This window comes from Glutamicibacter sp. JL.03c, from assembly GCF_025854375.1.
Classification (GTDB): Bacteria; Actinomycetota; Actinomycetes; order Actinomycetales; family Micrococcaceae; genus Glutamicibacter.
The window spans coordinates 2,843,167-2,855,574 of sequence record NZ_CP107575.1; the positions used below are offsets into that span (position 1 = coordinate 2,843,167).

Annotated in this window: 14 protein-coding genes; 4 read left to right on the plus strand and 10 right to left on the minus strand. The window is 58.3% G+C overall.

Annotation, left to right across the window (positions count from 1 at the left end; translation table 11 throughout):
* Window positions 1-5 precede the first annotated feature (5 nt).
* Window positions 6-1,040 carry a LacI family DNA-binding transcriptional regulator gene (locus OF385_RS13160; protein WP_264275760.1) on the minus strand — a complete coding sequence of 345 codons (1,035 nt, stop codon included), beginning with the start codon at window positions 1,038-1,040 and terminating at the stop codon, window positions 6-8.
* A gap of 264 nt (window positions 1,041-1,304) precedes the next feature.
* Here OF385_RS13160 and OF385_RS13165 point away from each other — a divergent pair, with 264 nt between their 5' ends.
* Both OF385_RS13165 and OF385_RS13170 read left to right on the plus strand, forming a co-directional pair.
* Window positions 1,305-1,982, plus strand: coding sequence for a metal-dependent transcriptional regulator (locus OF385_RS13165; RefSeq protein ID WP_264275761.1), 678 nt, complete (start codon window positions 1,305-1,307; stop codon window positions 1,980-1,982).
* Between the two features lie 335 nt (window positions 1,983-2,317).
* On the plus strand, window positions 2,318-3,148 hold the full coding sequence (locus OF385_RS13170; RefSeq protein WP_264275762.1) for an HNH endonuclease family protein: 831 nt from the start codon (window positions 2,318-2,320) through the stop codon (window positions 3,146-3,148).
* Between the two features lie 55 nt (window positions 3,149-3,203).
* Here OF385_RS13170 and OF385_RS13175 read toward each other — a convergent pair whose 3' ends face one another.
* The 6 genes from OF385_RS13175 to OF385_RS13200 all read right to left on the minus strand — a co-directional run bounded on the left by OF385_RS13175 (window position 3,204) and on the right by OF385_RS13200 (window position 8,491).
* On the minus strand, window positions 3,204-4,079 hold the full coding sequence (locus OF385_RS13175) for a metal ABC transporter permease (protein ID WP_264275763.1): 876 nt from the start codon (window positions 4,077-4,079) through the stop codon (window positions 3,204-3,206).
* Window positions 4,076-4,831, minus strand: coding sequence for a metal ABC transporter ATP-binding protein (locus OF385_RS13180; RefSeq protein WP_264275764.1), 756 nt, complete (start codon window positions 4,829-4,831; stop codon window positions 4,076-4,078). Before OF385_RS13180 ends, OF385_RS13175 begins: the two co-directional genes overlap by 4 nt.
* A complete protein-coding gene (locus tag OF385_RS13185) occupies window positions 4,828-5,781 on the minus strand; it encodes a metal ABC transporter substrate-binding protein (RefSeq protein ID WP_413468014.1) in 954 nt (317 codons plus the stop codon). Before OF385_RS13185 ends, OF385_RS13180 begins: the two co-directional genes overlap by 4 nt.
* Before the next feature lie 124 nt (window positions 5,782-5,905).
* Window positions 5,906-6,862, minus strand: a complete 957-nt coding sequence (gene hutG / locus OF385_RS13190) for a formimidoylglutamase (RefSeq protein ID WP_264275765.1) — start codon at window positions 6,860-6,862, stop codon at window positions 5,906-5,908.
* A gap of 87 nt (window positions 6,863-6,949) precedes the next feature.
* On the minus strand, window positions 6,950-7,603 hold the full coding sequence (locus OF385_RS13195; RefSeq protein ID WP_264275766.1) for a peptidyl-tRNA hydrolase: 654 nt from the start codon (window positions 7,601-7,603) through the stop codon (window positions 6,950-6,952).
* 69 nt (window positions 7,604-7,672) lie between these two features.
* Window positions 7,673-8,491: a hypothetical protein gene (locus OF385_RS13200; RefSeq protein WP_264275767.1), complete on the minus strand. Its 819-nt coding sequence runs from the start codon at window positions 8,489-8,491 to the stop codon at window positions 7,673-7,675.
* A gap of 570 nt (window positions 8,492-9,061) precedes the next feature.
* Here OF385_RS13200 and OF385_RS13205 point away from each other — a divergent pair.
* The gene (locus OF385_RS13205) at window positions 9,062-9,850 is read left to right on the plus strand and encodes a MerR family transcriptional regulator (RefSeq protein WP_264275768.1); all 789 of its coding nucleotides are present in this window, start codon (window positions 9,062-9,064) and stop codon (window positions 9,848-9,850) included.
* On the opposite strand, the gene OF385_RS13210 is transcribed toward OF385_RS13205, so the two are convergent.
* Complete coding sequence (locus OF385_RS13210; protein WP_413468015.1) at window positions 9,847-10,011, minus strand: helix-turn-helix domain-containing protein; 165 nt, start codon at window positions 10,009-10,011, stop codon at window positions 9,847-9,849. The two genes, OF385_RS13205 and OF385_RS13210, sit on opposite strands and share 4 nt — an antisense overlap.
* Before the next feature lie 269 nt (window positions 10,012-10,280).
* Here OF385_RS13210 and OF385_RS13215 point away from each other — a divergent pair, with 269 nt between their 5' ends.
* Window positions 10,281-10,769 carry an Lrp/AsnC family transcriptional regulator gene (locus OF385_RS13215; protein WP_022876091.1) on the plus strand — a complete coding sequence of 163 codons (489 nt, stop codon included), beginning with the start codon at window positions 10,281-10,283 and terminating at the stop codon, window positions 10,767-10,769.
* A 14-nt stretch (window positions 10,770-10,783) separates the two neighbouring features.
* Here OF385_RS13215 and OF385_RS13220 read toward each other — a convergent pair whose 3' ends face one another.
* Together OF385_RS13220 and OF385_RS13225 are read right to left on the minus strand one after the other, a co-directional pair.
* Complete coding sequence (locus OF385_RS13220) at window positions 10,784-11,893, minus strand: MFS transporter (RefSeq protein WP_264275769.1); 1,110 nt, start codon at window positions 11,891-11,893, stop codon at window positions 10,784-10,786.
* Window positions 11,894-11,985: 92 nt separating this feature from the next.
* On the minus strand, window positions 11,986-12,390 hold the full coding sequence (locus OF385_RS13225; RefSeq protein WP_264275770.1) for a low molecular weight phosphatase family protein: 405 nt from the start codon (window positions 12,388-12,390) through the stop codon (window positions 11,986-11,988).
* Window positions 12,391-12,408: the final 18 nt, after the last annotated feature.

A 12,408-nucleotide genomic window follows, 5' to 3' on the forward strand; every position in this document is an offset into this window, starting at 1 on the left:
ATCACCTAGGCGCCGGTGGTCTCCGGGGCTTGGGCAAGGGATGCCCGAGCGGTGAATTGGCTGATGAATTCTTGGGGTTCTGGCTCGTTGCCAGCCATCACTGCTTGGAGTGCGGTGACTGCTGCGCGGCCCATGGCGCGCAGGTCGTGGCTGATCGTAGCGATCGGCGGGTGGTGCATGAGCATTGCGTCCACTTCGTCAAAGGCGATCACCGATAACTCGGAGCCCACCTTGACTCCGGCTTCTCGCCAGACGGTGAGCGCGCCGATAGCCATTGGCGCGTCGGCGATGATCACGGCGGTGGGTTGCAGATCATGTTCCAGCAGCCATCGGGCGCCTTGGGCACCGGAGGCGGCTTTGAAGTCGCCGGCGAAGTGCAATTTCTCGTCGGTCTCCAAGCCGTTGGACGCCAGGGCTGCGTCGAAGGCTCGGTGGCGTTCGCGCGCGGTCGATGCGTGGGCAGGTCCGCCCAGGAATGCGATGTGACGGTGGCCCAGTGCCTTCAGCTCTCCGATGGCCTCATCGAGGGCCTGGGCGCTGGCCGCTGATATGGATGGTATATCCAGCTGGGGCAGCGTGCGGTCCACAAAAACCATGGGGGTTTTCGAAGAGATGATGCGTTGCAGCATTTCGCTGGGATGGTCTGCATCCTCGTCCAGTCCTTGAGGGACCACGATGAGGCCGTCGACTCGGCGCGAAAGCATGGCGGCGAGGAACTGGTCTTGCTGCTGGGTGTCTTCATTGGCGTTGCCAATGAAGGTCATCATCCCGACTTCATGAGCTTGCTGTTCCACCGCGTGGGCGAGATCCGAGAAGTAGGGGTTGCGGACATCGGAAATCAGCAAGGCGATGGTGTCGGTTTTTGTGGAGCGAAGTGAGCGGGCCTGGGCGTTGGGAACGAAGCCTAGGCTCTTGGCTGCCGCTTCCACTTTTTCGCGGGAATCAGCCGAAGTGGCAGAGTGTCCGGAAAGAACGCGCGAGGCAGTGGCCGAAGATACTCCGGCGGCCAGTGCCACGTCTTTAATGGTGACGGCATTCATCCCGATAAGCCCCCTTGCTTACGTGTAATCGATTCCATGGAATCGATTACACAGTTTCCACGAGTACGAAAAAATTGTCAACACCGCAGGGTCGCGTACCGCCATAGAACGCATCCGCGCAAACATCGCTCCCACCTTTGACTTGAGGCTTCCCGTGAAACGTCAGCCAGAACACGAAATAATTCAGCTTTAATGACACCTCGTTTCCAAGGACTCTTCAGCGGTTTCCTTAACGCAGGACTTGCGATCGCTAAGATAGAAAATGTGTCGGTTAATCAGCTCTCAGATAGTGCGCAAAACTATCTCAAGATCATCTATGGGCTCAACGAGTGGTCCAGCGAGCCGGTGACTGCCAGCGTCATTGCAACCAAGGCGGGAATGAAGCTCTCCACCGTTTCCGGTGCACTGAGCAAGCTGCGCCAGCAGGGGTTGCTGGACCATGCTCCTTACGGTGCCGTGACCCTCACCGATCTTGGCCGCGGCTACGCGATAACCATGGTCAGGCGCCATCGCCTCATAGAAACCTTTTTGGTGCAGATGCTGGGCTACCGCTGGGACCAGGTCCACGATGAGGCCGAGAATCTTGAACATGCAGTTTCAGACTTCATGATCCAGCGCATCGACAGCCTCCTCGATCATCCCGCACGCGATCCCCACGGCGACCCGATTCCAACCGCAGAAGGACGCATTAGTGTTCCCGACGCAATCAATCTGAGTGATGCCGCCGATGGAAGCAACGTTGTCGTTGAGCGCATCGCCGACGACGATTCGCAACTACTCCAGTATTTTTCAGACCAAGGCATACAAGTTGGCGTCGAGCTGGGCGTGACATCCGCCGATGATTTTTCCGAGACCATCAACGTGCGCGTGGCAGGGAAAAAGTCGACCCTGCGCCTTGGTTCGCGGGCAAGCAACGCGGTCTGGGTCTCCCCTAGAAACTGACCATTCGCTCAGGCTAGCATCCTCGATTCCCGCTGCGCGAGCAGCACGGCATGGGCAGTAGCACCACCCTTAACGATCCGGGAGCTTATTCGTCGGATTGTGGATTAGAGTGAGTATCAGCCACACATACTGGAATGTTCAAGTTTCCATACTTGATGCTTCACGAGTGTGTTTTGGCGATCACTCGCGTCCGCTCCCCCACGAAAGTTCTCATCTTGCCTAGGAAAGTCTTTGCTCTGCTTTGCGCAGCGGTATTGATTCTGACCGGTTGCAGCGTCGCACCGGAATCCCCTGCCCCAGCTACGGCAGTTTCAGAATCAGCTGTGGAGCCATCGTTGACCACCCCAGATCTGGACATTGACCTGGCTTCGACCAAATCAAGGAGAGTGAACCCGGGACCGAAACTCAATGGGCCCAAGGCCCTGAGCATGCTCAAGTCACTTCCGGTCAAGGGCAAGGCCCCTGCGACTGGATACAACCGGAACAAGAAATTCGGCAATGGTTGGAAAGATTTTGATCGCGACAAGTGCGATGAGCGCCAGGACACCCTGTCCCGAGACATGTCCAAGGTCAAGTTCAAGGATCACAAAAAGTGCACCGTTGCTTCGGGGACTTTGCACGACAAGTACACCGGCAAGAAGATCAACTGGAAGGTCAAGTCCGGTAGCGTCGACATCGACCACGTGGTGGCCCTGAAGAATTCCTGGATCTCCGGCGCTCAGAAGCTCTCGTCGTCACAGCGCCAAGCGCTGGCCAATGATCCACTGAATCTGATCGCTGCTGACGCGTCTGCCAACCGCAAAAAGGGCGAGAAGAACGCTGCCGAGTGGCTCCCCAATAACAAGGGTTTCCGTTGCCAGTACGTGGCCACCCAAATCAGCGTCAAGAAGAAGTACGCACTGTCGGTCACCAAGGCTGAAAAGAACGCCATGACCAAGGTCCTGAACACCTGCCGCAATCAGAAGGGCGCGAAAGTTACCGCGATCAAGCCCGCAGGCAACCAGAAGAAGGCCGCACCGAAGAAGTCGCCATCGACCGTCAAGGGCACCGTGCACCCCGGCTCCTACTGCAAGAAGGCCGATAAGGGAAAGTCCGGCAAAGCCAAGTCCGGCAAGGTTTACACCTGCAAATACGATGCCAACGGCAAGCTTCGCTGGCGCGCATGATGCTGCGAACCTAATGGGTGGAAGTCTGCGACTTCCACCCATCTTGTCTCTGGTCCTACCGGAGGCCCGCCAATGATTTGCGCCGCCCGCTGGCTGCGATTCGCGTCGCTACCAGCCCTTGACGGGGGCTGAAGAGGTAGACCAGCGTGAAGATCAAGCCTTGCGCGAGCACGACCATGCCGCCCGTGGAAGTATCCAGGAAATAGCTGGTGTACACCCCGAGCATGCCGGCCCCAGCGGCGAGCGCCGGGGCGATGACAAGCATTTTCGAGAACTTGTCGGTCAGCAAGAAAGCCGTTGCCCCAGGGATGATCAGCATCGCGACCACGAGAATCACGCCCACGGCCTGCAGCGCGACCACGGAGGTCATGGCGAGCAGCCCCAGAAGCACTGCACCGATGATTCGAGGGTTCATGCCCAGCGCATGAGCATGAGTCTGGTCAAAGGCGTAGAGGGTGAAATCCTTGCGTTTAATAATGAGAATTGCGAAGGTCACCGCGCCAAGAATCAACACCTGCCACAAGTCGGCCGAAGAAACCCCAAGCAGATTGCCGAAGATGATGTGGTTCAAATCGATATGGCTAGGCGTCACCGAGATGAGCACCAAGCCAAAGGAGAACAGCGTGGTGAAGACAATGCCGATGGCAGCGTCTTCCTTCAGCTTGGTGGTGTCCCGAACTCCCCCGATCAGCGCCACCGCCAGGAACCCGAAAATGAGAGCGCCCAAGGCAAAGGGCGCCCCGACAATGTAGGCCAGGACCACACCGGGAAGCACCGCATGGGAGACGGCATCGCCCATCAGCGACCAGCCGATCAGCACGAGCCAGCAGGAGAGCAGCGCGCACAGCACCGAAGCGATGATCGTGACCGACAGGGCGCGGATCATGAAGGTGTAGCTCAGCGGTTCGGCGAGCAATTCAATCACGTTCATGATGCTTCTCGTTTCATCGGGTCCAGCCCGAAGGCCAGCGCTAGGTTTTCTGCTCGCAGCACGAGTTCTGGCGGACCATGTATCAGCACCTTGCGCATCAGCAATACCGCTTCGTCGGCCAACTCCGGCAAAGCCTGCAGGTCATGAGTGGAAATCAGCACGCTCCCGCCCTCATCGGCGATCTCGCGCAGGAGCTTGGTAATGGTCGCTTCGCTGCGCTTGTCCACACCGGCGAAGGGTTCATCGAGCAGCATGATGCTAGCTCCCTGGGCTATGCAGCGGGCTACAAAAGCGCGTTTCTTCTGCCCCCCGGAGAGCTGCCCGATCTGCCGATCAGCGAAATCGGTGAGCTCGACCCGCTCCAAGGCTTCATTCACTGCCTCGTGGTCGATTTTCCTGGCTCGGCGGGTCCATCCCATCTGCCCATAGCGGCCGGTCATCACCACGTCGCGGACCGAGATGGGGAAATTCCAATCAACGGCTTCGCTCTGCGGAACATATGCAAGCTTGCCGCTTTTGCGCGCCTGCAATGGGTCTGTGCCGCTGATCTTGACCCGTCCGGTGTCGGGTTTGATTTGTCCCATGATGGTTTTGAAAAGCGTCGATTTCCCGGAGCCATTCATGCCCACCAACCCGCACACAGTGCCCTGCGCCAATTGCAAGGAAGCGTGGTCGAGGGCGAGCACCTGTCCGTAATGCACGGTGGCGCCGGTGACGTCGATGGCCAAGTCGACATTGTGCTTCACGTTCATGATGCTTGTCCTTTCAATGCCCGGGCGATTTGTTCCGTGTCGTGGGTGATGAGTTCCAAATAGCTGGGCACCGGGCCATCTGCTTCTGAAAGGGAGTCCACATACAGCGTTCCACCGAAGCTCGCGTCGGTCGACTCGACGACTCGTTGCATGGCAGCGTCCGAGACGGTCGACTCGCAGAAGACCGCCGGCACGTCGTGATCGCGGACATAATCGATGGCCGAAGCTACCTTGCGCGGGGTGGCTTGTGATTCGGCGTTCACTGCCCAAAGGTATTTCTCTTTCAAGCCAGCGTCTCTGGCAAGGTAGCTGAATGCTCCTTCGCAAGTCACCAGCACTCGTTGTTGCTGCGGGATATCTGCGAGGGCCGAGTCCAGGTCATCTTGCACTTTTTGAAGCTTGCTTTGGTAGGCCTTGGCGTTGTTGCGATAGTCAGATGCGTGTTCCGGGTCCAGTTCAGCGAAAGCCTGGGCGATGGTGTCGACGTAGCGCTGCACATTCTGCGGGCTCATCCAGGCGTGCGGATTGGGCTTTCCGGCGCCTTCACCCTGCACGATTCCGATAGGTTCGACATCTTCGCTGACCGTGATGTGCGGTGCGGAATTCTCTTGGACGAACTGCGCAAACCACGCTTCGAGGTTCAGCCCGTTGTCCAGGATGAGTTCCGCATGAGAGGCTCGGCGCAGATCATCCGGAGTCGGTTCATAGCCGTGGATCTCGGCGCCGCGCCGGGTGATGGATTCCACCCGAAGATGTCCGCCAGCGACGTTTTGCGCGATGTCCTGCAGTACCGTGAACGTCGTGAGCACCACCGGGCGAGGGTCATTCGGCTGGGCGCCCGCTAGCATTGAATTATTTGCTGGCGTGCATGCTGTGGCAAGCAGGAGCCACGGCACTACGAGTAGTGCCAGCCAGGCGGCTGGCTTGCGTCGACCAGTCGTCGTTTTCACTCATGCCTCGAATCCTGAACTTCGCGTCACTGCCTCTACTTCATTGCAGGACAGCGAGAGCGGTGATCTTCGCTCACTCACAGGATAATGTTCGAGGGGTCAAACAATCAATTTTTCGTCGCGTCTATCCCACGGAAATTTCATAAATCAGGCGGGCCGCGCTGCGTGCTGTACGCGAGTCGATGTCAAAGCGGGGATTCAGCTCGACAACGTCGGCAACAACGAGTTTCCCACTGGCCACCACCTGCCTGCATACCGCCAGAATCCGTTCAAAGGGGACGCCGAAGCCTGCCGGGGCGCTCACTCCGGGCGCTACGCTCGCGGGCAATACATCCAGATCGATAGTCAGATACAGAACGTCAATGCGTTCAAGGAACGCATGAACAAAATGCCGGATCGGCTCGGGTTGGCAGTTCTCGTCAAGCAGGTAGGGCACACCAAGTTCTTCAGCTTTCTCAAACAGCACGGCGGTATTGCCGGGGCGCGAAATCCCCAGCACCGCGTAGTGGAATTCTCGATCCTGCCCCTGCATTTCTTGGTACAGGTCGAGAAATGGGGTGCCGCTGGTCCGCCGGCTTTCATCACGCAAATCAAAGTGCGCATCCAAATTGAGGATTCCAATCCTCGTGCCCCGATCATCGGCCAAGTGCCGGATCAAACCCAGGCCTGTTCCATAGGCGGTCTCATGCCCGCCGCCGAGAATGATGGGCAGGGAGCCGGAGGACAGCGCCTGCGCCACGGCACCAGCCAGTCGTTCCTGGCCGGGTTCCAGTTGGTCACCGTCGACAACAATGTCCCCGAGATCCACCAGTGTTCGGTGCTTATGGATAGACATAGGGCTCAGCGCGGAACGCAATGCCGCAGGCCCGTCCAACGCGCCAATGCGCCCTAGGTTGCGCAGCACCCCAGCATCAGAACGGAATCCGATCAGCGCCACCGCATCATTCAGATTTCCAGATTTCTGCTCAGTGATCAGCTGATGCCACCGCAAATGCTGTGCGCCTGAGCCATCCACCCGGCCTGACCATTGCTGCGCCTTCTGATCGGTCCGAATCCTTGCCGCTTTTCCCTCGTCTCCCATGAATCCAGCACAGCAGATCCGGTCTGCCCGGTCTACAAGAAAAGAGCAGGTGCTGTCCGGCATTCCGGACAGCACCTGCTTGACTGGCTAGTTTTGCTGAATGAAGACAAACGCCGTGGTGGATCCCGGTTCGATTTCCGTACGACCAGCATCTTGGATGACCGGGCCGCTGGCTCGTTGCGAGAGGGCGTCAAAGTCCTCGCGGGATAAGTGACGAATGCCCACTGGCGCGTGGTCTTTCAACCACGCTTCAATGCCTTGGCCATCGGATTCCGTCAGCCAGGCAAAGAGTGCATGGGCACACTGCGCGGCGGCCTTGCCCGTGGACATTTTCAGTGAATCATTCACAGCGATATTCACCGTCGCATTCAACACTTCCCCGCTCTTCGGAAGTTCCGTTCCAGAGACTTGCAGCTTGGCGATGAGCTTGGGGAGACTTGCCGCGGGAAGTGGTGGCAGGCCAACTGCCTGGGCTTTGCCTACCTCGCTGACCATCTGGTCCGGAAACATTTCCAGGACCTTGGCAAACATCTTGGGGTTGGCACGACGCACGGATTTGGCGAAGGCCTGGGAGGCCCACTGCTGCCAGTCCGGGTTTTGCGGATCTTGCAGGTAGGCGATGATCGCGGCGCGCGAGACCGCCGACAGTCCCTCATCTTCAGTCGAGGGATCTTCCTTATCGATGCGCAGAATAATGGGCTGGACTAGTTCTCCGGGATCGCGTTCGTGCAGTTCATCCATAAGTTCATTCTAGTTGTGGCATGCCCGCGGGATCACCACAAGAGCAGGCCTGCGCTTCACCGTTCCGAATCAGTGTCGACGCACCTTGCGCACGATCACGATGATGACGCTGGTCAGCATCGCGGTTGCCAAGCTGACAAGAAGCGGCGTTTGCCAAGCAACTTCCGTGATCGCGGTGCCGAACCCAGTCCCGAAGGCCCTGAGTCCCTGGGCAAATCCGGCATCCGACTGGATCACTCGCGCCGCGCTTTCGACCACCGCTGGCATGACCCATTGAATCGCCAGGGCGAGGACCCAGAAGATCAGATTCGAAGCCCGCAGGAAGCCGACGAATCCAAGAATCAGTCCCAAGACCAAAGGGCCCGCGTACCAGAGGTAGATGTAGTAGGACTGTGCTCCGGCAACCAGCGATGCGACGATCTGCAACCAGTAGCTGACGCTGACGGTCATCGTTGCGTAAAAGAGCGTTGCAACAGGCAGGCGCACTTTCGCACTGAGAAAATACCAAGCTTGGCTCAGTACCAGTAGCGCGCCAAAGACCCACAGCTCAGTCACCGATGCTTGCGTGAGTTTCCCGCTGAAGGCCGCCGGATTTGTGGCATAAATGCCTTGGGCTCCCAGCCCGAGCATGCCAAGGAACAAACCCACGGCACTCACGACAGTAAAACCGGTTCTGCCACGTCCAACGCTGCGAACAAACCAGCTGCCAAGCAGCGAGGTCAGGGTGAAAACCACGATCAGGCCGAGGGCATCATTGCTGGATAGCGGCAAGATTGAACGGTCTTCTTCTCCGATCCAGAGCCAGGGCAGCACCGCGATAATCGCGATCAGCATGCCGCCAGCAATTTGCATCCACCAGTTTTGCCAGACGCGCCTCATTGAACCCACGTTGCTCCTTCTTCTGCCTACGCGCTCATTGTTCCAGAGTCGGCCCGAGGCCGCCCGAAGGGCACGAGGTATATCTGTGAAATTGGATCGAGAGAGCGCCGTGAACGGACAGTTAAGTGCCAACAGTGTGCACCAATCGACTCTAAAACCAGCTCTCCACTAGTAGAAACGTCGACACCACATGCTTTGCGGCAAATCTGGCCCAAAAGCAATGGCTCGTGAGCACTCCACCGGGGAGTTGCTCACGAGCCATTAAGATATGCGCTTTCACCATGGCTTGGCGTGGGTGGCCAAAGCTTGTCCAGCGATACAGGTTCGGATGGTCTGCATGCGCTCTAGGTCGTGGCTGGTCCGGCGGTAGCCCTTCCAACGTCGTCTGAATTCATTGAACAGCACATGATTCATCTTGCGCAACAGACGATGCATCCACTATTCAATATGATCAATTCGCTGAAAAATGCTCTCCGAATATTCGTCATTTTGCCATGAGAGCTGAATCACACATCTAGCCTTGGGGTGAAAATTTCACCTCTTGACCTTGACGTTGCGTCAACCTGTAGCGTGAGAATCATGAACAACTCAGCACAGGGCCCGGGGATAGCGGAATACTCGATTTCCTACGTATCCAGGGCGGCCGGGGTCAGTAGCCGCACCCTGCGCCACTACGACCACATCGGGCTACTGACACCGGGGCACGTTGCCCAAAACGGGTATCGCTTCTACACCCAAGATCAGCTGGTGCGGTTGCAACGAATCTTGTTGCTCCGGGACATGGGTCTGAAGCTGGAGAGCATCGCCGAAATTCTCGAAGAACAACGCGACGAACTCCAAGCGCTGACCGAGCATATCCAGCAACTGCAAACACAGCGCAAGACGATCGATCGACAGATCACAGCGCTCGAACGCACCATTACCGCAATAGAGAACGGAGAAAGAATGAAACCCGAAACAAGCTTTGACGGCTTCAACGAGCAATACAAGGACGAAGTCACCGAACGCTGGGGCGCCAAGGCCTACCAGACCTCGAACAAGTGGTGGCGCGGCAAGAGCCCGGAAGAACAAGCCGGCTTCTTCCAGCAGGTCCGCGAATTGAACGAAGCCTGGATCAGCGCCGGCCAGGCGAATGTTCGACCTGAGAGCGAGGTGGCCCAATCGCTAGCCGCGCGGCATGTGCAGTGGCTGAGTTCGATTCCCGGGACCCCACTAGAGTCCGGCATTCCGGAACAAGGCAGCACCTATGTCACGTCCCTGGCTGACATGTATGTCACGGATGAACGATTCGCCAAGAACTACGGTGGCCACGCGCAGTTCGTCAGCGATTCGCTTAAGGTCTATGTGCAGAAAGTCATGGACCTTTAGGATTGCGAGTCGTTAGCGATCTCTTCACGTGCTTGGGCGTACCGTTGCTGGATGTAGTTTTCCAGTTCCACTCGCTCCACACGCCACATGCCACGCCCTCCAATTTGGATGGCCGGCAGCTCCCCGCTTTTGACCAGAGCGCGAACTTGAGGAAGCTTCACATTCAGCTCCTCAGCCACATCTTCCAACCGCAAAAACCTCATAGGAACAGGGTACTGTGATTGGCCCTCGAATGATTGCCAGAGCACGGTTTTGTGGATAAGAGACGAGGAATCGCGTACTGACAGGCGGCGGAGCTGCCGTTTCCGGCTTGTTTGCAACAATATCGGTCAGTCCGCGCAACACATTTGGGCTCAACTGGTCATATTGACTAAAATCTGTAGAAGGTACTTACGCACGCGCACCACAACCTGTCACAGGAGACCAGCACATGAATTCGGATACGTATCAGCTCGATGAAACCGACCGACGTATCCTCCTGGCCCTGGATGCTGATCCGCGCGTGCCGATCATGATGCTCGCGCAGCAGCTGGGATTGGCTCGGGGCACCGTGCAAACCCGTTTGGAGCGCTTGGCGCATTCGGGCGCGTTACGCCCGAACACTGCCCGCATCCTGCCTTCATCCATGGGTCGCGGCGTCAGCGCCTTCGTGAGCGCAGAGCTCAACCAGGCAGCCTTGAACGATGCCATTGCCGCCCTGCGCCAGATTCCCGAGGTGCTCGAATGCGTGGCTCCAGCTGGCGACACCGACCTGTTGATCCGCGTCTCGGCCACCGATCCGGATGACCTCTACCGCGTCAGCGAAGAGATCCGCCTCTGCCCGGGTATCACGCGGACCTCCACGTCCATGATCCTGCGTGACGTGATTCCGTACCGCACGACCGAACTGCTCAAGAAATTGAGCAAGGACAAGCACTAGCTTCAGCTCTTGGCTCAGCCGTTGACCGCTTCGAGCCCGGTACCGCCCAGCTCCGTCCGGCTGCGGTAAACCAGCACCATCGAGCCCAGGCACAAGAGCGCCAGGATGCCGATGAATAGCTCTGGGTGCGCAATCAGACGCCACAAGGCGAAGAGCGTCGGGAACGTGAACCCGATGAAACACACCATGTAAAAACGACCGGTTAATTTTCCGACATCCGCTGAGCCGGCCAGATCCAGCACCTGGCTCAACCCCGCCACCAGCAAGATGCCGTTGGCGGCGCCCGAAAGAATAAAGGCGAGTACTCCCATCACCTCGGAACCGGTCAAGGAGACAGCCATCATCAGCAGCAAGCCCGCCAGCGCAGTCGCCAGTCCGGCCATCAGCAACGAGATCTTTCGAACGTCGTTGAACCTCCGGACAAACGGCTGGATGATGGTTCCCATGCCCATGGTTACCGCAACGGCAACGGTGGAGTAGAGCAGATTGGATCCTCCGGCGCCGTCACTCAGCGCGGGAACCACTGCGAATCCTGTAGCCGCCATGCCAAAGACCCACGGCGCGGACGGCAGAACAATTCGATTGAAGCGTCGTCGATTCTCGGGCGTCGTCGGGCTGCCTGCCCCGGCAGGACCGGCGAACGCCACTCGCGGTTCCCCTGCGGCCACTGCAATCAAGATCAGCCAAGCAATCGTGGTCACAGCATGTACCGCGTAGGCGATTTCTGGATGCGCGCTTGCACCGACGATGGCCCCGGAAATAATTGGCCCGACCGCGAACCCCAACGATGTGCACAGGGCCGCCCGGGTTGCGCCGGCGGCGCCGGGGCTCAGCAGCTTCACCCAGCTGGTGATAGCCACCATCGCCAGGCCCATTCCGAACCCGGTGAAGGCTCGGCCTGCATAAAGTCCGGCAACATTCAGCGCCCCGGCAGCCATGACCAATGATCCGAGGATGGAACTGGCCAGGGCGATCAAGGAGAAGGGCTTGCGTCCGAAGCGGTCGGCCAACGGTCCACCGAAGGCCAGCGCAGGAATCATGCCCACCAGGTAGCTGCCCATGACCAGCATGGCTTCGAATTCACTCAGGTCGCGGAACTGCTGATACCAGTTGATCAGGGACACGTATTGGTTAGCGCACCAGCCGGTGAGCACCAGGCAGATGCCCGGCAACCACCACGGAGCGGTGCCGGTGAACAGGGGTCGTCGTGAAATGGCTACTGCTCCAACTCGTGGAAAAGACCACGCACTTTCTCGGCGATCTCATCCCTGATGATATTCATGCGTTCGGCACCGGTGATGCCGTCTTCGCTTGGTTCGTAGGTGACCCAGCGTTCGACGTTGACCGACGGGCCCAGCTGCGGATGGGCATCGGTGCCGAGGATGATGACCCGGTCGACTCCTTGGACGACCTTCGGGTCGATTCCTTTGGGCGTCCCGCCAGACATATCTGCCCCGGCCTGTGCCAGAGAGGCCACCGATTCCTGATTGATCCCCGAGCCCGGATTGGTCCCCGCGGAGTAGCTGGTGATCTTTCCGCCAGAAATATAGTCCATCAATGCGGCAGCCATCTGCGATTTGCCGGCATTGCGAGAGCAAATGAAAAGTACCGAGTTAGCCATGAACCTATTGAACCACCC

Coding starts and splice junctions, on each gene's coding strand:
- OF385_RS13160 (WP_264275760.1), bottom strand. CDS start 1,040: ATGAATGCCGTCACCATTAAAGACGTGGCACTGGCCGCCGGAGTATCT.
- OF385_RS13175 (WP_264275763.1), bottom strand. CDS start 4,079: ATGAACGTGATTGAATTGCTCGCCGAACCGCTGAGCTACACCTTCATG.
- OF385_RS13180 (WP_264275764.1), bottom strand. CDS start 4,831: ATGAACGTGAAGCACAATGTCGACTTGGCCATCGACGTCACCGGCGCC.
- hutG (WP_264275765.1), bottom strand. CDS start 6,862: ATGGGAGACGAGGGAAAAGCGGCAAGGATTCGGACCGATCAGAAGGCG.
- OF385_RS13195 (WP_264275766.1), bottom strand. CDS start 7,603: ATGGATGAACTGCACGAACGCGATCCCGGAGAACTAGTCCAGCCCATT.
- OF385_RS13205 (WP_264275768.1), top strand. CDS start 9,062: ATGAACAACTCAGCACAGGGCCCGGGGATAGCGGAATACTCGATTTCC.
- OF385_RS13215 (WP_022876091.1), top strand. CDS start 10,281: ATGAATTCGGATACGTATCAGCTCGATGAAACCGACCGACGTATCCTC.
- OF385_RS13225 (WP_264275770.1), bottom strand. CDS start 12,390: ATGGCTAACTCGGTACTTTTCATTTGCTCTCGCAATGCCGGCAAATCG.